The 23,316-nt window shown below is 70.7% G+C and carries 17 protein-coding genes; 15 read left to right on the top strand and 2 right to left on the bottom strand.

All coding sequences use genetic code 11. The features are described 5' to 3' along the window. Positions 1–501: 501 nt before the first annotated feature. The 13 genes from ACFY9V_RS15310 (at position 502) to ACFY9V_RS15250 (ending at position 18,222) form a co-directional block, all read left to right on the top strand. Positions 502–1,860 carry a TrpB-like pyridoxal phosphate-dependent enzyme gene (locus tag ACFY9V_RS15310; protein ID WP_188281833.1) on the top strand — a complete coding sequence of 453 codons (1,359 nt, stop codon included), beginning with the start codon at positions 502–504 and terminating at the stop codon, positions 1,858–1,860. Further along, entirely contained in the window at positions 1,857–3,461 is a 1,605-nt protein-coding gene (locus tag ACFY9V_RS15305) for an aldehyde dehydrogenase family protein (RefSeq protein ID WP_355344320.1), read from the top strand. The genes ACFY9V_RS15310 and ACFY9V_RS15305 overlap by 4 nt, the downstream gene beginning before the upstream one ends. Positions 3,462–3,465: 4 nt before the next feature. After that, positions 3,466–5,022, top strand: a complete 1,557-nt coding sequence (locus ACFY9V_RS15300; RefSeq protein ID WP_391161566.1) for an FAD-dependent monooxygenase — start codon at positions 3,466–3,468, stop codon at positions 5,020–5,022. A gap of 2 nt (positions 5,023–5,024) precedes the next feature. After that, positions 5,025–6,464, top strand: coding sequence for an FAD-dependent oxidoreductase (locus ACFY9V_RS15295; protein ID WP_391044483.1), 1,440 nt, complete (start codon positions 5,025–5,027; stop codon positions 6,462–6,464). After that, positions 6,454–7,578 carry a hypothetical protein gene (locus ACFY9V_RS15290; protein WP_355344312.1) on the top strand — a complete coding sequence of 375 codons (1,125 nt, stop codon included), beginning with the start codon at positions 6,454–6,456 and terminating at the stop codon, positions 7,576–7,578. Before ACFY9V_RS15295 ends, ACFY9V_RS15290 begins: the two co-directional genes overlap by 11 nt. A 37-nt stretch (positions 7,579–7,615) precedes the next feature. Continuing rightward, positions 7,616–7,990 (top strand): hypothetical protein, encoded by a 375-nt coding sequence (locus ACFY9V_RS15285; RefSeq protein ID WP_188281828.1) that lies wholly within the window; start codon positions 7,616–7,618, stop codon positions 7,988–7,990. After that, entirely contained in the window at positions 7,990–9,366 is a 1,377-nt protein-coding gene (locus tag ACFY9V_RS15280; RefSeq protein WP_391161565.1) for an NAD(P)-binding domain-containing protein, read from the top strand. Before ACFY9V_RS15285 ends, ACFY9V_RS15280 begins: the two co-directional genes overlap by 1 nt. Positions 9,367–9,371: 5 nt before the next feature. Continuing rightward, entirely contained in the window at positions 9,372–11,081 is a 1,710-nt protein-coding gene (locus ACFY9V_RS15275; protein WP_355344300.1) for a class I adenylate-forming enzyme family protein, read from the top strand. A 72-nt stretch (positions 11,082–11,153) separates the two neighbouring features. Next, positions 11,154–12,593, top strand: a complete 1,440-nt coding sequence (locus ACFY9V_RS15270) for an FAD-dependent oxidoreductase (RefSeq protein WP_391044485.1) — start codon at positions 11,154–11,156, stop codon at positions 12,591–12,593. 39 nt (positions 12,594–12,632) lie between these two features. Then, entirely contained in the window at positions 12,633–13,364 is a 732-nt protein-coding gene (locus ACFY9V_RS15265) for a spheroidene monooxygenase (RefSeq protein ID WP_355344294.1), read from the top strand. 76 nt (positions 13,365–13,440) lie between these two features. Next, a complete protein-coding gene (locus ACFY9V_RS15260) occupies positions 13,441–14,286 on the top strand; it encodes an alpha/beta hydrolase (RefSeq protein ID WP_355344291.1) in 846 nt (281 codons plus the stop codon). A gap of 211 nt (positions 14,287–14,497) precedes the next feature. Next, a complete protein-coding gene (locus ACFY9V_RS15255) occupies positions 14,498–16,750 on the top strand; it encodes an FAD/NAD(P)-binding protein (RefSeq protein WP_391161564.1) in 2,253 nt (750 codons plus the stop codon). Beyond that, positions 16,747–18,222, top strand: coding sequence for a lyase family protein (locus ACFY9V_RS15250; protein ID WP_391161563.1), 1,476 nt, complete (start codon positions 16,747–16,749; stop codon positions 18,220–18,222). Before ACFY9V_RS15255 ends, ACFY9V_RS15250 begins: the two co-directional genes overlap by 4 nt. A gap of 40 nt (positions 18,223–18,262) precedes the next feature. Here the strand turns inward: ACFY9V_RS15250 and ACFY9V_RS15245 are convergent, their stop codons facing one another. Together ACFY9V_RS15245 and ACFY9V_RS15240 are read right to left on the bottom strand one after the other, a co-directional pair. Beyond that, positions 18,263–18,802, bottom strand: a complete 540-nt coding sequence (locus tag ACFY9V_RS15245; protein WP_391161562.1) for a DinB family protein — start codon at positions 18,800–18,802, stop codon at positions 18,263–18,265. A gap of 53 nt (positions 18,803–18,855) precedes the next feature. Further along, on the bottom strand, positions 18,856–19,536 hold the full coding sequence (locus ACFY9V_RS15240) for a hypothetical protein (RefSeq protein WP_391161561.1): 681 nt from the start codon (positions 19,534–19,536) through the stop codon (positions 18,856–18,858). Positions 19,537–19,852: 316 nt separating this feature from the next. Between ACFY9V_RS15240 and ACFY9V_RS15235 the strand changes: the two genes are divergently transcribed. Together ACFY9V_RS15235 and ACFY9V_RS15230 are read left to right on the top strand one after the other, a co-directional pair. Next, positions 19,853–21,115 carry a HupE/UreJ family protein gene (locus ACFY9V_RS15235; protein WP_391161560.1) on the top strand — a complete coding sequence of 421 codons (1,263 nt, stop codon included), beginning with the start codon at positions 19,853–19,855 and terminating at the stop codon, positions 21,113–21,115. Positions 21,116–21,235: 120 nt separating this feature from the next. Continuing rightward, positions 21,236–23,212, top strand: coding sequence for a metallophosphoesterase family protein (locus tag ACFY9V_RS15230; RefSeq protein ID WP_355344273.1), 1,977 nt, complete (start codon positions 21,236–21,238; stop codon positions 23,210–23,212). Positions 23,213–23,316: the final 104 nt, after the last annotated feature.

The raw sequence follows: 23,316 nt of genomic DNA, 5'->3' as shown, positions 1-23,316 counted from the left end.
GTCATCGGGACGCGTTCCAGTATGGTATTGCCATCGGAACTGCCGGACGCTAGGCTGTCAAACAATTCCAGTACTGATACGGGGGTATGCGAGTGCTGGCACGAGAATATTCGAGGTCCGACACCTGGTCGGCCTCTCATGCACGGTTGATCGACCCCGCACCACCAGGCCGTACGGCCGGTGACGTCCGGACATCCCGTCCCTCCGTGCCTTCGGGCGCGAATCCACGGGAACAGCAATCCGTGATCTCGCACAACTCGTGACTTCGGCTGGAGCCTGACGCGCCGCCGAGGCACTGAGTAATCGTTGTGCCGAGGCACGACTCCACCGCGCTTCACCGTTCCTCTCGCCGAGATTTTTCGCACCCAAAAGCCCAATGCCTGACTTTGTCATGCCGGAAATCAATTCCCCACGAGGGTGCCGGCCCGGTCAGGCATGCGCAGGTCCGTACGAGTGTCACTGCATTTCGTCAGCAACCACGCTCTTAAGGGGACGCAAGGTATGAAGCCGCTCGGCTTAATCGACCGTGTCGATCTTCCGGTCGATAAGATTCCCACCCGTTGGTACAACGTCATCCCGGATCTGCCCCGCTTGCCCGAGGAGTACATCGACAACTCCACCGGCAAGAAGGTCACGCGGGAGTGGCTGGAGCGGCTGTTCGTCAAGTCGATGGCCGCGCAGGAGACCTCGCTGGAGCGCTGGATCACGATCCCCGAGCCGGTACGCGAGGCGTACAAGCTCTGGCGGCCGACCCCGCTGATCCGCGCCGTCGCGCTGGAGCGGGAGCTGGGCACTCCGGCCCAGATCTGGTTCAAGTACGAGGCCACCTCGCCCAGCGGCAGCCACAAACTCAACTCCGCCCTCGCGCAGGCGTACTACGCCAAGCGCGACGGCCACACCCGGCTGGTCACCGACACCGGCGCCGGCCAGTGGGGCAGCGCCCTGGCCATCGCCTGCCAGATCTTCGGCCTCGACCTCACGGTCTTCATGGTGCGGGCGAGCTACCACACCAAGCCGTACCGCCGGAATCTGATGGAGACCTACGGCGCCGAGGTGCGGCCCAGCCCCGGCGACACCACGGACTACGGCCGCAAGCTCCTCGCGGAGTACCCCGACCACCCCGGCAGCGAGGCCACCGCGGTCAGCGAGGCGCTGGAGTGCGTCGACGCCGACGAGGGCACCCGCTTCGCGGTCGGCGCCTTCTCCAACCACTGCCTGCTGCACCACTCGGTGATCGGCCTGGAGCTGAAGGAACAGCTCAGGATGATCGGCCGCACCCCCGACTACCTGATCGCCTCGGTCGGTTGCGGGTCCAACCTCAGCGGCTTCGCCTCGCCCTTCGTCGAGGACAAGCTCAACGGCGCCGACATCACCATCCTGGCCGCCGAGCCGGAGGCGTGCGCGCCGCTGACCTACGGCGAGTACCGGCTGGACTTCGCCGACTCCAACGGCCGCGGCCCCGGTGTGCACACCTACACCCTCGGCCACGAGTTCGTGCCGCCGCCCATCCACGCGGGCGGCCTGCGTTACCACGGTTGCGCCCCGATCGTGGGTCTCATGCGGCACGAGGGGCTGCTCGACGCCGAGGCGTACGGGCAGGTGTCCGTCTTCGACGCGGGCACCACGTTCGCGAAGCTCCAGGGCTACCTCCCGGCCCCCGAGACCTCGCACGCCATCCGGGCCGTCATCGACAAGGCCCTGGAGTGCAAGCGGACCGGGCGGGAGGCCACCATCGTGTTCAACTACAGCGGCCACGGCCTGCTGGACCTGGGCGCGTACGGCCGGTACAACGAGGGCCTGCTGCGCGACGTCGAGAAGGAAGACTTCGTCGCCCCCAGCATGGAGGGCCTCCAGGCATGAGGTCCTACCCTCAGTACATCGACGGCAAGGACGTCGAGGGTGCTCGATGGACGTACGTCCTGCGCGCCTCGGCGTACCTGAAGGAGAACCGCCCGACGTTCAACCTCAAGCGGGCGCTGGAACTCGGGCGGCCCGTGGAGTCGACCGAGGCCGTGGTGGCCCGGTGCGCGGTGGGCGCCCCCGAGGACAACGACCGGGCGCTGGAAGCGGCCCGCCGGGCGAGCCGGACCTTCCGGCTCCTCCCGCAGGAGACCCGCAGCCAGATCGTCCTGGAGTTCAACGAGACGCTGGCCGAACGGTCAGAGGAACTCATCGACATCCTGATCGCCGAGGGGCACCCGCGCCGGCTCGCCCAGTGGGAAGTCAGCGGCATGCTGCGCTGCTGCGACGAGCCGACGGTCCGCTGGTACGAGAGCCAGCTCCACCAGGAGTTCGCGCCGCAGGGCCGCACGCTGGAACTGGTGCGCAAGCCCGACGGCGTGGTGTGCGTCAACCCCCCGCAGAACGCGGCGGGTTCGAACTCCACGCTGGGCGTGCTCGCCCTCCTGGCGGGCAACACGCTGGTGGTGAAGGCGCCGCGCACCACGCCGCTGAGCGTGATGTTCGTCTACCGCGACATCCTCGCGCCGATCCTGGAGAAGCACGGCGCCCCTCCGGGGACGCTCAATGTGATCTGCGGTCACACCGAGGCCGTGCTGCGGACCTGGCTCGCCAGCCCGCTGGTGGACGACATCCTGTTCTTCGGCGACAGCGCCGCGGGCCTCAAGCTCGGCGAGGACTGTCTGCGCAACGGCAAGAAGGCGATCCTGGAACTCGCGGGCAACGACGGCTTCGTGGTCTGGAAGGACGCGGATCTCGAAGCCGCCGCGCGGGCCCTGGAGGAGTCGTTCTACGGCTCCAGCCAGATCTGCATGGTGCCGAAGTACGCGATCGTGCACCCCGAGGTCGCCGACCGCTTCCTCGAGGTGTTCGTGGAGCGCGCCAAGGCCATCGTGCCCGGCTACCCGGAGAACCCGGAGATCCTGCTCAGCCCGGTACTGAAGGTCGACGGCTTCTTCGACTTCCTGTCCGAGGCCGAGACCAAGGGCGCGTCCGTGCTCTGCGGCGGCACGCGCGTGGACGTCGACGGCGAGACATCGAGCACCGGGATGTTCTGCCTGCCGACGGTGGTCAGGGTCGACGGACTCACCGAGTCGCGGGACCTGTCCTGCGTACGCGAGGAGACCTTCTTCCCGCTGCTGCCGGTCGTGGTGCCCGAGGCGACCACGGACGACGACGCGCTGCTGGAAGACATCATCGACTTCCTCAACGCCAACAAGTACGGGCTGCGCAACTCGGTGTGGACCGGCGACGAGCAGACCGCCCACCGGTTCGCCGACGGCGTGACCAACGGCGGCCTGCTGAAGGTCAACGACTCGCACATCGGGTTCAACTCCATCCTCTCCACCCACGGTGGCAACGGCCTCACCGGCGGACCGTACGGAGAGCTGAACTACGCGGGACTGCGCACCACGCACCTCCAGGGCATTTCGTGGGGTGACGGTGATCCGCGTCCGCTGGACTCGCAGATCGTCCCGGCCGGCGAAAGGGCGCGGAGCTAAGACCATGACGACCAAGGGCCTGGCCGGGAGCGAAATCCGGCGAAACCGTACGGACGCCGAGCACTTCGACGTCATCATCGTGGGCGCCCGCTGTGCCGGGTCGCCGCTCGCCACGCTGCTCTCGCGCGCGGGCCTGAAGGTCGTCGTGGTCGAGCAGGCGACGTTCCCCCGTGAGGTGCTCTCCTCGCACCTCATGGAGGCCGACGGACTCCTGTTCCTCAAACGCCTCGGTGTGCTCGACTCCGTCGAGAAGACCGGTGTGCGTTTCATGCGCCGCGCCGACACCAAGCTCAACGACTTCCACGTCGTCTCGCAGTTCCCGCTGCGTTTCGACGACGTGGGCGGCGCGACCTTCCTGCGTCGGCACCTGCTCGACTCGATCCTCCACGAGGCCGCGGTCGAGGCCGGTGCCGACGTCAGGATGGGCACCAAGGTCGTCGAAATGATCTGGGAGCGCGGCCGGGTGGCCGGTGTGCGCGCCCAGCACGACGGCAAGGAGACGGTGCTGCGCGCGCCGCTCGTCGTGGGCGCGGACGGCCGCAACTCGACGGTCGCGTACATGGTCGGCTCGCGCAAATACAACGTTGTACCCAACGAACGCTCCTACTACTTCACCTTCTTCGAGGGCGCCCACCCGTCCTCCGACGACACCTTCGTCTTCCACCGCTGGGGCGACCGGATGGTGTGGGCGGGCCCCGCGGACAACGGCCTGTACCTGGTCGGCGTCTCTCCCGAGGGACACGAACGCGAGTACTTCCGCCGCAACACCGAAGCGGGCCTGCTGGCCCACATGCGGTCCTGCGAACCGACCGCGGAGGCGCTGGCCGACGCGAAGATCGCCACCAAGATCTCCGGGATCGTCAAATTCGAGGGCTACTTCCGGCAGTCCTCGGGACCCGGCTGGGTGCTGGTCGGCGACGCGGGCCACTTCAAGGACCCCTCCGCCGGCCGCGGCATCGGCGACGCCTTCCGCCAGGTGGAGCGCCTCGCGCCCGCCATCGTCGCCGCCCTCGGCCGCTCGGGCCCCGGTGTGTCGGCGCTCGGCCAGGACGAGACGCTGCGGCTGTGGACGCAGTGGCGCGACCGCCGCTTCGAGGGCCACTACTGGCTCGCGAACATCCTCGGCGAGGCGGGCGCGCTGCCCGCCGCCGTCCCCGAGGCGCTCAAGGGCATGGCCGAGCGCGGTGAGATCGGCCGCTTCCTCGACCTCTACCACCACCGCTCGAAGTACTACGAGGTCTTCCCGCTGACCGACATGGCCGTGATCACCGGACGGATGATGCTGTCCGGCAAGCACAAGCGGCTGCCGCTGGTGCGGGAGACCGTCAAGCTGCTGGCCCGCGAGCCGCGCCGCCGGTGGATCAACCGCCACCCGCAGTTGGTGTCCTCCGACGTCACCGCGGCCCCGCCGGTACGCGTACGGCCCGTCCCGTCCGCCGCCGCCGACCCGCTCCCGGCCCCGGCCCCGGCCCCGCAGAACGGCTCCAACGGCTCCGCCGGCGCGAACGGGACCACCGGCTCCGTAGTGAAAGACGCCGATCAGAAGAACGCGGAGGTCTGAACGTGCTGCATGTGACAGACGAGCCCAGCGCGGAAGCCGATGTCATCGTCGTCGGCGCGGGCCTGGCGGGACTGACGGCGACCCGCGAGCTGAAAGAGGCCGGGTGGACCGTCAAGACGCTCGAAGCGCGCGAGCGCGTCGGCGGACGGCTCAAGGGCCTCGACGTGGGCGGCGGCAAGGCGGTCGACCTGGGCGGCGAGTACTTCGGCGACAAGAGCACGATGATCGCCGAGACCGCCGAGTCCGTCGGCGTGACCGGCTTTCGCAGCTACGACGAGGGCGAACGCCTCACCTTCGTCAACGGCCGCCGCCACGCGTACTCCGGCCTGTTCCCCTGGCGGATGGGCCCGGCCGCCATCGCCGACCTCGGCCAGGCGATCCTGAAGATCGAGCGCATGGCGCGCACGGTCCCGCCCGACGGCCCGTGGAACGCGCCGAACGCCGAGAAGCTGGACAGCCAGACCCTCTGGTCGTGGATGCAGCGCAACGTCACCACCTCCACCGCGCGGGCCTTCATCACCATGATGATCGAGGCCGCCTTCTGCGCCCGCCCGGCCGACCTGTCGCTGATGCACGTGCTCTACTACGCCAACGCCTCCGGCGGCTTCCGCTACCTGCTGGAGGTCAGCGGCGGCATCCAGCGCTACCGCTTCGACGGCGGCGCGCACAGCATCCCGAAGAAGATGGCCGCGCGGATGCCCGACGAGGTACGCGTCGGCGCCGCCGTCCGCACCATCGAGCAGCGCTCCGACTCCGTCGTGGTCTCGGGCCCCGGCTTCGAGTACCGCGGCCGGTGGGTCGTCGTCGCCATCCCGGTCACGCTCGCCGGACGCATCACCTACGCGCCCTCGCTGCCCGGCTACCGCGACCAGTTCGCGCAGCGGATGCCCGCGGGCGCCGCCATGAAGTGCCTGGCGGTCTACGACGAGCCGTTCTGGCGCGCCGCCGGGCTCAGCGGCCAGATCACCAGCAGCGACGGCCCGTTCCGGGTCGCCTTCGACACCTCGCCCGCCGACGGCAGCCCCGGCGTGATGTCGGCCTTCGTCACCGGCTCCGCCGCCCGCGCGCTGACCCGCCTGTCGCCGTCCGAGCGGCGTACCGCCGTACTCGACGGACTGGTCGCCGGGCTCGGCGCGAAGGCGGGCAAGCCCCGTGAATTCGTCGAACAGAACTGGCTGGACGAGGAGTTCACCCGCGGCTGCTACCACGGCTTCGGCCCGCCCGGACTGTACACGGCGTACGGCAAGGCGCTGCGCGAGCCGATCGGCCGGATCCACTGGGCGGGCACCGAGAGCGGTGTCCACCAGATGGGTTCGATGGGCGGCGCCGTCGACTCCGGCCGCCGGGTGGCCCGCGAGCTGTTCGCGCGGGCGGCGGAGGAGCGCGGCGAGGAGCGCAAGCCGGACACCACGATCAGCGGCGCGGTGAGCCATGGCCAGTAGACCCAGACGCGCCGCCGCCCGGCCGCCGCTGCTCATCGTGGGCGGTTACGGAGTGGTGGGCGAGCACGCGGCGCGGCTGATCCGGCAGCGCCACCCCGACCTGCCGATCGTGCTGGCGGGCCGCAACCCCGAACGGGCGACGGCGCTGGCCGCGCGGATCGGCGCGAGCACCGCCGTCATCGACGTACGCGCCGAACGCCCGCTGGGGGCGCTGCCCGAGCGGCCCGCGGCCGTCCTCGCCGTGGTCAGCGACCCCGGCGACCACCTCATCGTGGACGCCATGCGCCGGGGTATCCCGATCGCGGACATCAACCGCGCGGGCCACGCCGGGATTCTCGACGTCACCGTCGCGGTCTCGCGTGAACGGCCCACGTCCCCCGTGCTGTTGTCGGGCGCCTGGTACGCCGGGCTCAACGCGCTGATGGCCGCCGCGGCCGTCCGCGAACTCGGCCAGGCCGAGCGGGTGGAGATCGCGGTGCTGTCCTCGTCCGACGACAAGGTCGGCCCCGACTCCTGGGGCTTCGCCGAACGGCTGGCCTGGCCGTACTACGCGATGCGCGACGGCAGGCGGCAGCCCACGCACCCGCTGACCGGCCGCCGCCTGGTGCGCTGCGCCGACGGCAACGAGCGGCCCGCCGCGTATGTGAGCACGCTGGAGCAGACCACCGTGCCGCTCACCCTCGGCGTGCCGACGGTCGAGACCCGCATCGCGCTCCAGAGCGTGCCGTCGCTGTACGCGATGATCGGGCTGAAGCGGTCGGGCGCGCTGCGGGCGCTGACCAAGCCGCCGCTGCACGGGGTGCGCGCGGCGCTCTTCCAGAGCGCGGGCACCGGCGACTTCTGCGGGCTCACCGTCACCGCGCACAGCGCGAACCGCTCGGTCTCCATCGATCTGCTCGACACCCGCGGCCAGGGCCACCTCAGCGCGATGGGCGCGGTCCGCGCGGCCGAGCGCGTGCTGAGCCGGGACCTGCCGGCCGGGATCTCGTTCCCCGAGCAGTCCGCGGAACCCGAGACGGACATCGAGATGTTGCGGCAGGCCGGAGTCGTCGTCCGGCTCACCGGCTTCGCCAAGGAATTCCCACCGACACCGGCTCCCAGTGCCACGACGTGATGTCGATGGCCGAGGCGCGAGAGGAACTCGCATCACTATGAACAAGAGCGATACGCCGGCTGTTCTGCTCAGCACCCTGCGTACGGTCGGCGCGGCGGCGTTCCTGGCGCCCGCCATCGGGGCGAAGAAGCTGCACATCAACGAGGACGCCGACGGCGAGTACCTGGTCCGGCTGTTCGCCGCCCGCAACATCGCCCTGATCGTGGGCGTCCTGGCCAGCAGGGGCGAGACCCGCAGGCTGCTGCTCAAGGCCGGCATCCTCTGCGACGGCCTCGACGTCGCGGCCGGAATCCTCGGCCACCGCAAGGGCCGGCTGAAGAAGTCCACCGTGGTCGACACCAGCGCCGCGGCCACCGCGACCCTGCTCGGCCTGCTGGCGCTGGCGAGCACCGAGCGCGCGGGGGAGTCCTGATGACCACCACGCACGAGCCGGTGGCCGATGCCGCGTCCGCGCCCGAGGACCGCAGGGACAAGGTCTGCGTCATCGGCGCGGGCTCCGCGGGCATCGCGATGTGCCGCTCGCTGAAGATCCGCGACATCGCCTTCGACGCCTACGAGCGGCGCTCGGAACTCGGCGGCCTGTGGCGGTATCCCGCGCAGGGCGGCAAGAGCTGCGCGTACCCGGCGCTGTTCGCCAACACCTCCAAGACCGTCATGCAGTTCCCGAGCTTCCCGATGCCGGACGACTACCCGGACTACCCCCACCACACCCAGGTGGCGCGGTACTTCGACTCCTACGTCGACCACTACGGGCTGCGCGAGCACATCCAACTGGACACCGAGGTCAGCCGGGTCGAGCAGGCGGCGGGCGGCGGCTGGGCGGTGACCTTCGGCGACGGCACGACGCATCTGTACCGCGCGGTGATGGTCGCCTCCGGCGGGCGGCACGGGCTGCCGCTCTTCGGCTCGTACGAGGGCAAGTTCACCGGCACCGAGATGCACTCCTACGACTACGAGGGTCCGGCGGACCTCGCGGGCAAGAAGGTCGTGATCATCGGTCTCGGCGCCACCTCCGCCGACATCGCCACCGAGGTGTCGCGCGTCGCGGAGGCCACGTACCTGTCGGTGCGCACCGGCCACTACGTCGTCCCGAAGATCCTCGAAGGCGGCCCGATCGACAAGCTGTCGCCGATGATGAAGAAGCTCTCGGTCGAACAGCGGCGCCCGCTGGTGACGTTGATGATCAAGCTGGTGCACGGCCACATGTCGGCGTACGGGCTGCCCGACCCGCCGTACAAGGTCGGGCAGGGGCCGCTGGTCGCCAGCAGCGAGCTGCTGCCCGCCATCGCGCACGGCAGGATCACCGCCAAGCCGGTGATCGACACGGTCGACGGCCGTACCGTCCGCTTCTCGGACGGCACCGAGACCGAGGCCGATGTGATCATCCACTGCACCGGCTACAAGATCGACTACCCCTTCCTCGACGACACCCTCGTCGGTGACGGCGACGACGCGCCCGCGCTCTACCACCAGGTGGTGCCGCCGGAGACCGAGGGCCTGTACTTCATCGGCCTGCTGCACTCGATGATGTCGCTGATGCCGCTGGCCGAGTTCCAGTCGGAGTGGGTCGGCGACCTGCTGACCGAGACCGTCAGCCTCCCCTCGCGCGCGCAGATGTGGTCGGAGCTGAGGAACGCCCGCCGCCGCCAGGACAAGCGGTTCCACGACTCGTCCGGCCATCTGCTGGTCGACCCCAACGAATACGAACGGCTCATGGCGGACGAGCGCCGCAAGTACGCAACCACCGATCGCACGGGTGTCGGCACGGCAACCCGCAGGAAGGGATGAGTCGTATGGTTTCGATCGCTGGCGACCGGACACGGTCCAAGATCCCGCTCTCCGCCCGGCGTCTGGACGCGGCCAAGATGCTCAAGGCCCAGTTCAAGCCCGACCGGGTCGCCCTGGTCAAGCCGCTCAACGTCGGCCTGGTCGCCGAGCGCGCGGCCGAGAAGCACGGCCGGGTGCCGATCTACCTCGACCAGCCGTTCACCTGGGACCCCGAGCAGCGCGTCGAACTCGACTTCGTCGAATTCGCCACCCTGGTCGACCAGATGGCCGCCGTCCTGAAGTCCGCGGGCGTCAAGCGCTGGGACCGGGTCGCGATCGTCAAGTCGCCCAACTACGACATCCAGGCGCTGGCCTGGGCGACCGCCAGGATCGGCGCGATCCCCGCGCTGCTGTCGGCCCGCCTGGACCCGGACATCATCAACATCCTGCTGGAGCGCCTCCAGGCGAAATTCCTGGTCACCGACCCCGAGGTCGCCAAGTACGCCCGGCTGGACGGCGAGCGGCTGCGGCACCTGGGCATGACCGCCATCGCCGACATCGACGGCGGCATACCGGTGGCGGACCTGTGGGGCGGCCGGATTCCGGCGCCGAGTCCGCTCAAGGACGACGAGCCGATGCTGATCACCCACACGTCGAGCACCACCGGGGTGTCCAAGCTCGCCGAGGCGTCCGCCAAGGGCGTGTCCTACAACGCCCTGATGGAGTCGATCTTCCCCGGCTTCCACACCCCCGACGAGCTGTTCGCCAGCGCCATCTCGCACGTCCATGTGCGGGCCGCCATCACGCAGATGGCGTCCTTCTCGCGCGGCACCCCGCTGCTGGGCATCGCCAGGCCCGACGAGGAGACGATGCTGCGGCTGCTGCCCCAGTACCGGCCCACGATCCTGGAGTCGCACCCCAACAACTTCATGGGCTGGGAGCGGATCATCGACGATCCGTCGGAGCCGTTCTCCAGCATCCGGCTGTACTTCAACTCCTTCGACGCGATGCACCCGCGCACCATCCAGGCGCTGCTGGACGCGTCCAAGCGCAAGTACCCGGTCTGGCTCCAGTGCTACGGCATGACCGAGACGCAGGTGGTGTCGGTCCGCCCGTACACCCGTGGCTCGTTCGGCCGGCTCAAGGGCCGCGACACCCGCAGCGTCGGCTGGGAGGTGCCCGGCATCCGGGCCAGGATCGCCGACCCGGAGACCGGCAAGCGCCGCTCCGACCAGTCGGAACCGGGCATGATCCAGGTCAAGACCCCGGCCCGCGCGCTGTCGTTCGTGGGCACGCCGGAGAAGTTCGCCGAGCGGCGGCACGGCAAGTGGTTCGACACCGGCGACTGGGGGCGGCGCGGCCGGCTCGGGCAGATCGAGATCCTGGACCGCATCGCGGACCGGATCGAGGGCGTCGAGAGCTGCCTGTGGATCGAGGACGTGCTGCTGGAGCGGATTCCCAACGCCGAGGAGATCGTGGTCGTCCCCGACGAGCAGGGCAAGCCGGTCCCGGTGGTCTGCATGCGCGACGGGAAGTCCCTCGACCCCGAGGTCTGGAAGTCCGCCTCCGCCGGGATCACCGGCCTGGGCGTCCCGTTGGAGGTCACGCCCGACGACCTCCAGCGCACCGCGACCGTCAAGGCCCGGCGCTACCTCCTCACCGAGATGATCAAGAACCGCGACAACGGCGGTCTGGAGGCGGTCAGCCAGGACGTGGTGCTGCGCGACGGCGCGTAACCACGGTCCACGTCACGGCCGGTGCACGGCGGAACCCAGCGCGGATCGACACCCGAACTGTAGGAGAGGGCATTGCACGACATCAGCGAGTACCCATCGATAGAAGCCGATGTGATCGTCGTCGGTGCGGGTTTTGCCGGGATCACGGCCGCGCGCGAACTGAAGATGGCCGGGAAGAGCGTGGCGCTGCTCGAAGCCCGCTCCCGCCTCGGCGGCCGGTCGCTGAGCAAGCCCCTCGGGGACGGCAAGGTCGCCGAACTGGGCTGTGAGTTCTACGGCCAGGCCGGGACGATCAGCCACCGGGCCGCCCAGTCCGTCGGCATCAAGACCGCGAAGGTCTACGACACCGGCTACCGGCTGATCGACGACGGCGGCAAGATGCAGCCCTGGAAGGGCATGGCGCCCAAGGTCAGCGCGGCCACGCTGCTGGACTTCGGCCAGGCGGCGCTGCGCATCGAGCGGATGCGCCGCGAAGTACCGCAGGACGCCCCCTGGGAGGCCCCGCACGCCACCCAGTGGGACAGCGAGACCATGTGGTCCTGGACGCAGCGCAATGTCCGCACCAAGGGCGGCCGGGCCCTGATGCGGCTGATGATCGAGGCGGGCATGGCCGCCGCACCGGCCGACGTCTCCCTGCTGCACGTCCTCAACTACTCCAACGGCACCGGCGGGTTCAGGGCCATGACCCAGATCACCGGCGGCACCCTGGAGAACCGCTTCGTCGGCGGCTCGCACAACCTCGCGACGACCCTGGCGAAGACCGTCGACGACGAGACGTACCTCAACGCCGAGGTCCGCAGCATCCAGCACTCCGGTGAGCACGTCCGGGTGCGCGGCGCCGGATTCGAGGCGGTCGGCCGCTGGGTCGTGATGGCCGTGCCCGTGCCGCTGGCCGGGCGGATCGAGTACGACCCGCCGCTGCCCGAGCACCGCGACCACGTCAGCCAGCGCATGACGATGGGCGCCGCCATCAAGTACCTGGCCCTGTACGACGAGCCGTTCTGGCGCGCCGAGGGCTTCACCGGGCATGTGATCAGCCACTCCAGCCCGGTACGCGCCACGGTCGACAGTTGCCCGCCCGACGGCACACCCGGCGTCCTCACCGGCTTCGTCACCGGGCCGCCCGCCCGGCAGGTCGCCAAGCTGCCCGCGGGGGAGCGACGCGCCCTGGTCCTGCGGGAGCTGGAGCGCTTCTTCGGACCGCGCGCGGGCAAGCCGTACGACCTGCTGGAACAGAACTGGATGGCGGAGCCGTACACCCGCGGCTGCTACCACGCCTACGCCCCGCCCGGTCTGTACACCGAGTACGGTCCCGCGCTCAAGCAGCCGGTCGGCCGGATCCACTGGGCCGGAGCGGAGTCCGTGCCCCACGAGTTCGGGTCGATGTCCGGGGCGATCTACTCCGGCCGCCGCGTCGCCACCGAGATCATCGGGCGCGAGACCGGCGAGGACCCCGGGCGGCTGCTGGTGACCCAGAAGACCGCCGTGCCCGTCGAAGAGCCCACGCGATGAGATCCGGAAGCGCCCACGCGACGAAAGGCGACTGCCAGCGTGCCTGAGAACCTGGAAACACCCCGTATCGGCTCGGGCATGATCATGTCCCTGCACCTCGCCGAGGTCGGCCCCGCCAAGGCCATGAGCGCCCTGCGCAACGGGCCCAAGCCCGAGGCGCACGAGGGCCTGCACTGGGCGAGCCCCTTCCTGATGAGCCCGCTGCGCTCGCAGAGCGCGATGTTCGACGTCAAGCCCACCGGCGCCGCGATGATCGCCGCGTGGGACAACGACGAGGCGCTGGACCGCTTCCTGTCGCACCCGGTCGCCAAGCCGTACGAGAACGGCTGGCGGGCCCGGTTCGAGCCGGTCCGCACCCTCGGCGCCTGGCCCGGCCTGCTGGAGCTGCCGCGCCGCGAGATACCCGTGGACGATCACCCCATCGGGGTGCTCACCCTGGCCCGGGTACGCCTCAACCGGGTGGTGCCGTTCGTCGCCGCCGCCTCGCACGCCGAGCGCGACGCCGCCCACCACCCCGCCTTCCTCGAGGGCACCTCGCTGATCAGGCCGCCCAATCAGGTGGCGACCTTCTCGCTCTGGCGCAGCGTCAAGGAAATGCGCCAGTACACGGTCGGTTCCTACCCCGGCGGCCACGTCAGGGCAATGAAGAAGCACGAGGAACGCGATTTCCACCACGAAACGCTGTTCGTGCGGCTCAGGCCGTACGCGGTCGACGGACATTGGAGCGGGCGCAATCCGCTCGATATGCTCAAGCCGCTGACCACCAACTGAGGCCAATGCGGGGAGTGCTGACGGAGCATCCGTCGGATAAACCCCGCCACGGCGAGCCGACAGACGGGTTTGACGTATGACCATGGAACAGATCGAACTCTCGGCCGGGACGATCGACTACCAGGACACCGGCGGCGACGGGCCGGTGCTCGTCCTGCTGCACGGCCTCCTGATGGACGAGACCCTCTGGGCGGACGTGGTCGCCGATCTGCGCGCCGACCACCGGTGCGTGGTGCCGGTGCTGCCGATGGGCGCCCACACCAAGCCGGTCAAGGAGGACGCCGACCTTTCGCCGCGCGGACTCGCCCGGCTGGTCGGGGAATTCCTCGAACGGCTGGATCTGGACAATGTCACCCTGGTCGGCAATGACACCGGCGGCGCCGTCGTGCAATTGCTCGTGGACGAAGGCGCGCCGCGCGTCGGCTCAATTGTGCTGGCGTCCTGCGACGCATTCGACAACTTTCCGCCGGGGCTGACCGGCAAGACCGTCGTGATGACCGGCAAGTTGTCGCCCACCTTCTTCGGCCTTTTCATGCAGCAGATGCGGCTGAAGCTGGTACGGCGCCAGCCGATCGCCTTCGGCTGGCTCACCAAGCGGGGCGACGCCGTCAGCAAGAACTGGATCAAGCCGATCCTCGCCCAGGCCGACGTGCGGCGCGACACGGTGCGGGTGCTCCGCGGTATCGCCGCCGACAAGAAGCTGCTGGTCGGCGTGAGCGAGGGGCTCTCCTCCTTCGACCGGCCCGCGCTGGTGGTGTGGGCCGAGAAGGACCGCGTCATGCCGCCCGCGCACGGCCGCCGGCTCGCCGAGATCCTGCCGCAGGGAAGCCTCGTCGAGATCGCCGACAGCTACTCGCTCCTCCCGCTCGACCAGCCCACCCAATTCGCCACCGCGGTACGGGAGTTCACCCGCAAGAGCTGATCCTCCCCATGCCGTGACGACCCGACGCCGGCGGTTCGGGGCACCGCCCCGAGCCGCCCGTACGCCTTGCCCTGCCCGAAAACACCCGCCCACAAGGTTCCCTCTCGCCTCCGCCTCCCCTCATGGCAACCGCCCGCGCCGGTCACCACCGGCGTATCGCGCCCGCACCCGTGCCCGGTCGGGGGACCAGGCCACCGGATGGAGAAGACCCATGAGCATTGCGGCGGACCTCGCCGTCTGCCTCGTCGGCGCCGGCCCGCGGGGCCTGTCCGTACTGGAGCGGCTCTGCGCCCACGAGCGCAAGTCGCCCTCCTGCTCCTCGCTGACGGTCCACGTGGTGGACCCCGCCGAGCCGGGGGCAGGAAGCGTCTGGCGCACCGACCAGTCGCGGCATCTGCTGATGAACACCGTCGCCTCCCAGATCACCGTCTTCACCGACGACCGGGTGACCATCGACGGCCCCATCGAGCCGGGCCCGAGCCTGTACGAGTGGGCGAAGGGCCTGCTGGGGCCGGGGGACGGCGATCCGGGGGCCGGGGCACCGGGCGGTGCCGTGCCGGGGAGCCGTATGCCCGACGCGCACGACCCGGAGGACCTGGCCGAGGCCCGGCGGCTCGACCCCGACTCGTACCCCACCCGCGCCTTCTACGGCCGCTACCTGCGCTCCTGCTTCCTGCGGATCACCGGCAACGCGCCCGCGCATGTCACCGTCGAGGAACACCGCTCGCGCGCGGTGGCCGTCGCCGACGCCATGGGCGACCCGGACGGGCCGCAGAGCATCCGGCTGGACAACGGCACATGGCTGCACGGGCTGGACGCGGTGGTCCTCGCCCAGGGCCATGTCGCCGCGCGCCCGACCCCGCGCGAGGAGCGCACCGCGACGCTGGCCGCGATCCACCGGCTGACGTACATCACCCCCGCCAACCCGGCGGACGTCGACCTGTCCCGGATCGCTCCCGGCGAGACCGTGCTGCTCAGGGGCCTCGGCCTGAACTTCTTCGACCACATGACGCTGCTCACCGCGGGCCGCGGCGGCACCTTCCGCAGGGAGGGCGACCGGCTGGTCTATCTGCCCTCCGGGCGCGAGCCGTCGCTGTACGCGACCTCCCGGCGCGGGGTCCCGTACCACGCGCGCGGCGAGAACCAGAAGGGCGCGTACGGCCGTTACCACCCGCGGCTGCTCACCCCCGCCTACATCGCGGCCTCCCGCGACCGGGCGACCGGCGGTCCCGGACTGCACTTTCGGACCCATCTGTGGCCGCTGATCTCCAAGGAGGTCCAGAGCGTCTACTACCAGGCGCTGCTGCACGCCCAGGACCGCGCGGCGGAGGGCGCGGAGCTGGGCGTGCGCTTCCTGGAGACGGCCGGGTCGCGCGAGGAGACCGAACTCCTCGACAAGTACGGCGTCGAGCCGGAGGAGCGCTGGAGCTGGGAGCGGCTGCTGACGCCCTACCTGGGACGGCGGTTCGCCGACCGGGAGGAGTTCAGGGTCTGGCTGCTCGGGTACTTGGCGCGCGATGTGCGCGAGGCCAGGGCGGGCAATGTCAGCGGCCCGCTGAAGGCCGCGCTCGACGTGCTGCGCGATCTGCGCAACGAGGTGCGGCTGGCCGTGGACCACGGCGGACTCGACGGCACGTCGCACCGGGACGAGCTGGAGGGGTGGTACACCCCGATGAACGCCTTCCTGTCCATCGGGCCCCCCGCCTCCCGCATCGAGGAGATGATCGCGCTGATCGAGGCGCGGGTGCTGGTCGTCACGGGACCCGGCACCGAAGTGCGCCTCGACCCGGCCAGGCCCGCCTTCGTCGCCTCGTCGCATGTCGTGCCGGGGCCGCCGGTCGTGGCCTCCGCGCTGATCGAGGCGCGGCTGCCGGAGCCGGACCTGCGCCGGACCGCCGAGCCGCTGCTGAACTATCTGATGGCGACCGAGCAGTGCGCGCCGTACCGCATCCCGACCGGCTCGGGCGGCGGATACGAGTCCGGCGGCCTCGCCGTCACCGAGCGCCCCTACCGGCTGCTCGACCCGCGCGGGCAGGCGCATCCGCGCCGTTTCGCCTACGGTGTGCCGACCGAGTCCGTGCACTGGGTCACGGCGGCGGGCATCAGGCCCGGCGTCGACTCGGTGACGCTCGGCGACTCGGAGTCCATCGCGTGCGCGCTGCTCGCGCTGGCGGCGGGCGGCCGGGGCGCCGGTGACACAGAGGCGCGGGGCGCGGTCCCCGCGGCCAGGCTGGCCGGGGCCGGGGCCGGGGCTTCGGGCAGCGGGGCTTCCGGGAGCGGGGCTTCCGGCAACGGTGTTTCCGGGAGCGGGGTTTCCGGCAGCGGGGCCGCGGGCAACGGGACTTCCGGCGAGGGGGCCACGGGTGCCGGTTCCGGCGTCGGCGCTTCCGCCGCTGTCGCCGGGGCTTCGGGCGCGGACCCCGCCGTCCTGGCCGAGACCCACACCTTCGGAGTGATCGTATGAGCAGCCGGCCCAGTGAGCAGGACACCCTCATCGACGCCGGGCTGCTCTCGCCGGTCCGGGCGGGCACCCCGGTCGAGGCGGCGGTGTCCGACATCGCCTGGCTCCAGGCGATGCTGGACGCCGAATCCGCGCTGGCCCGCGCGCAGGCCAGGCTCGGCACGCTGCCGAAGTCGGCGGCCACGGCCATCGCGGCGGCGGCGCACACCGACCTGATGGACCTGCGCGCGCTGGCGCTCGCCTCCCGCGAGACCGCCAACCCGGTGGTCGGCCTGGTCCAGGCGCTGACCCGGGCGGTCGCCGAACACGACCCGGCGGCGGCCGAGTACGTCCACCGCGGCTCGACCAGCCAGGACGTCCTCGACACCGGGATGATGCTGGTCGCCGGGCGGGCGCTGCGGCTGATCCGCGGCGACCTCGCGCGGGTCGAGCGCGCGCTGGCCGCGCTCGCCGCCGAGCACCGCGACACCCCGATGGCGGGCCGCACCCTCGCGCTGCACGCCGTGCCGACCACCTTCGGCCTCAAGGCGGCGGGCTGGCGGCAGGGCGTACTCGACGCGGACGCCCGGCTGGCCGCGCTGCTCGACCACGGGCTGCCGGTCTCGCTCGGCGGGGCGGCGGGCACGCTGGCCGGATACCTCGCGTACGCGCGGGTCGACGGGTACGGTGCCGGTGCCGGGGACACCGCCGCCGGTACGGGAGTCGACGGCGGCGGGCGGGCCGGTGACCCGGGGGAGTACCTGGACGAGCTGGTCGCGGCCTTCGCCGACGAGACCGGCCTCGCCAGGCCCGTACTGCCCTGGCACGCGCTGCGTACGCCCGTCGCGGACCTGGCGGCGGCGCTCGCGCTCACCGCGGGCGTCCTAGGCAAGATCGCGGTCGACGTGCAGTCGCTGGCCAGGACCGAGGTCGCGGAGGTGGCGGAGCCGGGAGTCACGGGGCGCGGCGCGTCGTCGGCGATGCCGCACAAGCGCAATCCGGTGCTGTCCACGCTGATCCGCAGCGCGGCGCTCCAAGTCCCGGTGCTGGCGGCCGGTCTGACGCAGTGTCTGGTCGCGGAGGACGAACGGTCGGCCGGGGTCTGGCACGCCGAGTGGCAGTTCCTGCGCGAGTGCCTGCGACTGGTCGGCGGGGCCTCGCACACCGCGGCGGAACTGGCCGAGGGGCTCGCCGTCCACCCCGCCCGTATGCGTGACAACCTGGACATGACGGGCAGTCAGGTCGTCTCGGAGCGGATCGTGGCCGTCCTCACCCCGCGTCTCGGCAAGGCCGCCGCCCGCGCGTTGCTCACCGCGGCCTCTACGGAAGCCGCCGACTCCGGCCGCCCGCTCGCCGACGTCCTCGCCCAATCTCCTGACCTGGCCGGCCACTTCGGCCCGGACGAGCTGGCCGCCCTGTGCGACCCGACCGCGTACCCGGGCGCGGCGGGCGCCCTGGTCGACCGCGCGCTGCGCGAGGACGGGCCGAGGCCGTAGCGGGGCTCGCGCCGGTCGCGGGCGTGGCGGGGCGCGTCCGCTACTCCCCGGTGAGGCCGTCCACCGACTCGCGGATCAGGTCCGCGTGGCCGACGTGCCGCGCGTACTCCTCGACCATGTGGAACAGGATCCAGCGCAGGCTGGGCGCCCGGCCCGCCGAGTCCGCGCGCCGCGAGAGCGTGTCGAGCCCGCCCTCGGCCAGCGCCGCGGCGGTCAGTTCACGCGAGCGCGCGACGCAGTCCTCCCAGAGCGTACGGATCTGCTCCGGGGTGTCGTCCGCGGCCGAGTGCCAGTCCCAGTCGGCGTCCGCCGACCAGTCGACCGTGTCCCACGGCGCCTCCGGCGACCGCCCGGCCAGCCACTGCGAGAACCACCACTGCTCCACGTACGCCAGGTGCTTGAGCATGCCGCCCAGCGTCATGGCGGAGGTGGGAAGGGCCGCCGCGAGCCCGGCCGCGTCGAGTCCCGCGCACTTCCACGCCAGCGTCGCCCGCTGGAAGTCGAGGAAGCCCAGCAGTGTCTCGGTCTCCCCGCCCGTCTCGGGGGGAAGCGGCCGGCCCTGCTCGTCGATGTCGGTCATGAGCAGGGAGTATAGGAGCCGTTCGCGGTTCCGGGCGGTCGCCGCGGCTCCGCCTACACCTTGTCGAGCCAGATCACGATCCCGGTCAGGTCGCTGAGCACGGCCGCGACCCCCGCCCTGATCGAGGCCGCGCAGCGCGCGGCGGTGAACGAACCGGCGTCGTACGTCGAGGACATGCCGAGCCCTTCGCCGCGGAAGGACGCGCCGGACCAGTCGACGGCGGTGACATTGTGCGTCGGCTCGGCCAACTCCGCGCCCACGACGAGGAATTGCTGCGACAGGTGGTTCGCGGTGACCGGCACGAGCGGGTCGATCAGGTCGTTGCCCGCGCTGACGATGAGGTCCGCGTGCATGTCGAGCGCCCTGGTGACGCTCGGCAGCAGGTCGGCCGCACCGTCCGCGACGACGGTCCTGAGCTTGACGTGCTCCTCGTCCGCCCACTTCTCGACCGCGTCGACCAGCGACCGCGTCGGCCGGTCGGTGCCCGCGCTGAGCAGCACCACGCGGTAGCCCTTCGGCGGGTGGACGCCCTCCCACGAGCCGGGCGCCGGGGTGACGGTCGACTCGGGCGCGGGCGGCGACACGCTGTCCACGAAGCGCGGGCCGAGCGTGCCGACGGGCGAGGGTTTGGCGCGCGGCTGCGACCAGTCGTCGTCGGAGCCGCATCCGGCGGTTCCGAGGGCCAGCGCGGTGACCGCCGCCAGCATGGCAACGGCCCGAAGCGGGGGGCGCACGTCGATCGTCCTCCGAGATGAGTGGTGAGCGGTGAGCGGTGACTGCTGAGCGATGGGTGCTGAGCGGTGAGCGGTGAGCGGTGAGTGCTGAGCGATAAGGGGTGAGCGAGGTGCCGAGGGCTTGCTGTGAACGGTGTGACGAGAGAACGCCCTGGTGAGAGCCATGGGCGGGTGCCGCGGGTCCATCCTGCGACGCCGATCGCCTCCGTGGGGAACCTCGAACGCCTTTGCGGACCTTGTTGGCCCAGGGTTCGCCGACCCGCCGGTTTCAGTTCACCCGTGACGTGCAGCGTGCTCCTCCTACCCAAGGAGTCCCATGTCAGAGCGGGTCCGTCGCGCCGTCATCTGCATCGCCGCGGCGCTGATCGGTTTCCTCGGCGCCGTCCAACCGGCGTTCGCCCACGGCTTCTCGTCCACCGCGTACGTCCATGTGACGGCGGCGGACGAAGGCCATGTCCGTACTTCCCTCAAGCTTGAATACGACCTTTTTGTCATATCCGCTGCCGATGCCGAACATGACGACGACCTCTTCCGCACCGGCAACGGCGCCTTCGACGCCGGTGACACCACCGCGCAGGCCGCGGCCCTCAACGCCCACAAGAAGTCGGCCGTCGCCTATGTCACCCAGCGCTTCTCGGTCACCGCCGCGGGCAAGGCGTGCGCGCCGGAGCAGGTCGGCGACTTCACGATGGACCGGCAGGAGGGCGTGCCGTACACCGTCCTGCTGCTGGACTGGGACTGCCAGGAGCTGGCCGGTGACCACCGGGTCCGCAGCGGTCTGTTCCCCGACAGCGAGACATACGTCCGCGGTACGAAGACGATCGTCACGTACGACCTGGACGGCCGCTCCGGCAGCGCGGCGCTCGACGCGGCGCACCCGTCCTTCTCGATCGACCAGCCCTGGTACGCCTGGTTCTGGGAGTTCTTCCGGCTGGGCGCCGAGCACCTGCTGACCGGCACCGACCACATCCTGTTCCTGCTGGCGCTGATCGCCGGGTCGCGGCGGCTGCGCGAGATCGTGCTCGCCGCCACCAGCTTCACGCTCGCGCACTCGGTGACCTTCATGCTCGCCGCGCTCGGGGCGGTCGACGTGCCGTCGCGGCTGGTCGAGCCGGTCATCGCGCTGTCGATCGCGGTGGTCGCGGGCTGGCACCTGTGGCGGATACGGCAGCGCGGCAGCCACGCCTCCGACCTGGATCCGGGCGCTTCGGCCTGGGGCGCCGCCGGCTCGGGGCCCGGCTCCGGCGGGCGCGGCTTCCTGCGCGACCACGTCGCCCTCGACCGGGCGGGCTGGCTGCGGCTCGCGGTGGTCTTCTGCTTCGGCCTCGTCCACGGCCTCGGCTTCGCGGGCGCGCTCGGCATCGACCAGGCGTGGTCCTGGACGCTGCTCGGCTCCCTCCTGGTCTTCAACGTCGGCATCGAGGTCGTGCAGTTGTCGATCATCGCCGTCGTCTTCCCGCTGCTGGCCCTGCTGCGCCGCCGTTCGCCGACCGCGGGGCTCTGGGTGACCGGCACCGTTTCCGCAGGTGTAGCGCTTATGGGACTTGTGTGGTTCCTGCAACGGGTGGGCGGTGGCTGAGCCTTCAACTGAGGTGAAGTTCAGGTCAGGCGAAGATCGCATTTGCCGCCTGTTTACCAACCGATGGGAGCTTGATGACCTCAGCTCCATGCAGTTCCGTCCAAAAAGGAACAAACACAGATGAGATCGATCAGATCGGTACGGACCCACGGGTCCGTACGACGCCGCGTGGTCACCGGGGCCACCGCGGTCACCATGGGTCTGGCGCTCGCCGTAGGCGCGGGACTCACCTCCCCCGCCGTGGCCGCCGACCCCGCCGCCCTCACCAGCATCATCCTCGGTGTCGGCGCGAACGAGACGCAGCGCACGGTGACCTGGTACTCCTCGGCCGACACGGCCCAGGTCATCCAGGCCGCCCCGACCGCGACCCTGGTCAACGGTGAATTCCCGGCGGACGCCGCCACGTTCGACGCCATCGGCGGGGCGAACATCGCCACCAGCGGCGGCTTCAACCGGCACGCCACCATCACCGGCCTGAAGGAGAACACGGCGTACTCCTACCGTGTCGGCTCCGTGGGCAACTGGTCGCAGACCTACGCCTTCAAGACGCAGGACTTCGAGGGCGACTACGACTTCCTGTTCTACGGCGACCCGCAGATCGGCTCCTCCGGCAACCTCGCCAAGGACCAGGCGGGCTGGAAGGACACGCTCGACGTCTCGCTGGCCGCCAACCCGAACGCCGAACTGCTGGTGTCCGGCGGCGACCAGGTCGAGACCGCGAACACCGAGGCGCAGTGGGACTCCTTCCTGGCCCCCGACAAGCTCCGTCAGTACCCGTGGGCCGCGACCATCGGCAACCACGACGTCGGCGGCAAGGCGTACGAGCAGCACCTGTACACCCCGAACACCGACCGCTCGGCGCCGTACTACGCCAATGGCAACCCGGGCTCGAACACCTCGGGCGGTGACTACTGGTACATCTACAAGGACGTGCTGTTCATCGACCTGAACAGCAACAGCTACGCCGCCTCCTCGGGCGGCGGCGGTGACGAGGCGCACGTCAAGTACGTCACCGACATCATCAACAAGCACGGCTCCGAGGCCAAGTGGAAGGTGCTCACGTACCACCACGCGATCTACTCCCCGGCCAGCCACGCCAAGGACTCGGACAACAAGCAGCGCCGTACCGACTTCACCACCGCCTTCTCGCAGCTCGGCGTGGACGTCGTCCTCCAGGGCCACGACCACAGCTACTCCCGCAGCTACCTGATCAAGAACGGTCAGAAGGCGGACGCGGCCGAGCAGCCCGGCCAGGCGGACGTGTACCCCGGTCCCGGCGGTGTGCTCTACGTGACGGCCAACTCGGCGTCCGGCTCGAAGTACTACGACATCACCAAGCCGGACAGCAGCGGCACCGGTGTCACGGGCCAGGGTCCCGACCCGCTGAACCCGGACAGCTACTGGTACAACTCGGTGCAGAACCAGGAGCACGTGCGCTCCTACGTCAAGGTCCAGGTGCGCAACGACAAGCTCGTCGTCGAGAACCTGCGCAGCGGCACCTGCACCGCGCCCAACGCGGCGGTCGAGCTGGGCCAGGTCTCCTGCGTCAACACCCCCGAGGGCCAGCCGATCGGCTCGGTCGTCGACAAGGTGACGGTGCACCCGTACCACGGCACCGGCCAGGACCTCGCGGTCAAGGTGCCCACCGCGCCCCCCGGCGAGTTCGGCTGGACCATCGACGGCTACAACGGCCTGGTGGACCTCGGCACCGCCAAGGACCACGACGGCGACTACTTCGACGCGGCGGGCACGATCAACCCGATCGTCGTGTCGGACAGCCGCCGCTCGCTCGCTCCCTGGTCGATCTCGGCCAGCGTGGGCGACTTCACGGACGGCGCCAAGAAGTTCTCCGGCGCGTACCTCGGCTGGACGCCGAAGATCCTCGCCCCCGGCGCGGGTGCCAAGGCCGGCGGCACGGTCAACTCCGGTTACGACGGCGGCTCCGGCCTGTCCGTCTCGCGCGGCCTCGGCTGGGCGGACCAGGGTCACACCAAGGGCACGGCCAAGCTCGGCGCCGACCTGGATCTGAAGATCCCGGGCAGCGTCGCCAAGGGCGACTACCGCGCGACTCTCACGATCACCGCGCTCAGTAGCTGATCCCGCCCGCTTGACCGCTCCACCTGAGTGACCCCGCACCACCCGGTGGGGCAGGCGCCCGCGGGCGCCCGCCCCACCGGTTCCTCAGCTCCGACAGCTCCGAC

It is taken from the genome of Streptomyces sp. NPDC008317 (genome assembly GCF_042955955.1).
GTDB lineage: Bacteria > Actinomycetota > Actinomycetes > Streptomycetales > Streptomycetaceae > Actinacidiphila.
Note: the sequence above shows the minus strand (reverse complement) of the source record. Positions and strands in the feature narration are given on the sequence as shown.

Coding starts and splice junctions, on each gene's coding strand:
- ACFY9V_RS15255 (WP_391161564.1), top strand. CDS start 14,498: ATGAGCATTGCGGCGGACCTCGCCGTCTGCCTCGTCGGCGCCGGCCCG.
- ACFY9V_RS15275 (WP_355344300.1), top strand. CDS start 9,372: ATGGTTTCGATCGCTGGCGACCGGACACGGTCCAAGATCCCGCTCTCC.
- ACFY9V_RS15300 (WP_391161566.1), top strand. CDS start 3,466: ATGACGACCAAGGGCCTGGCCGGGAGCGAAATCCGGCGAAACCGTACG.
- ACFY9V_RS15235 (WP_391161560.1), top strand. CDS start 19,853: ATGTCAGAGCGGGTCCGTCGCGCCGTCATCTGCATCGCCGCGGCGCTG.
- ACFY9V_RS15305 (WP_355344320.1), top strand. CDS start 1,857: ATGAGGTCCTACCCTCAGTACATCGACGGCAAGGACGTCGAGGGTGCT.
- ACFY9V_RS15245 (WP_391161562.1), bottom strand. CDS start 18,802: ATGACCGACATCGACGAGCAGGGCCGGCCGCTTCCCCCCGAGACGGGC.
- ACFY9V_RS15280 (WP_391161565.1), top strand. CDS start 7,990: ATGACCACCACGCACGAGCCGGTGGCCGATGCCGCGTCCGCGCCCGAG.
- ACFY9V_RS15290 (WP_355344312.1), top strand. CDS start 6,454: ATGGCCAGTAGACCCAGACGCGCCGCCGCCCGGCCGCCGCTGCTCATC.
- ACFY9V_RS15260 (WP_355344291.1), top strand. CDS start 13,441: ATGACCATGGAACAGATCGAACTCTCGGCCGGGACGATCGACTACCAG.
- ACFY9V_RS15310 (WP_188281833.1), top strand. CDS start 502: ATGAAGCCGCTCGGCTTAATCGACCGTGTCGATCTTCCGGTCGATAAG.
- ACFY9V_RS15250 (WP_391161563.1), top strand. CDS start 16,747: ATGAGCAGCCGGCCCAGTGAGCAGGACACCCTCATCGACGCCGGGCTG.
- ACFY9V_RS15285 (WP_188281828.1), top strand. CDS start 7,616: ATGAACAAGAGCGATACGCCGGCTGTTCTGCTCAGCACCCTGCGTACG.
- ACFY9V_RS15230 (WP_355344273.1), top strand. CDS start 21,236: ATGAGATCGATCAGATCGGTACGGACCCACGGGTCCGTACGACGCCGC.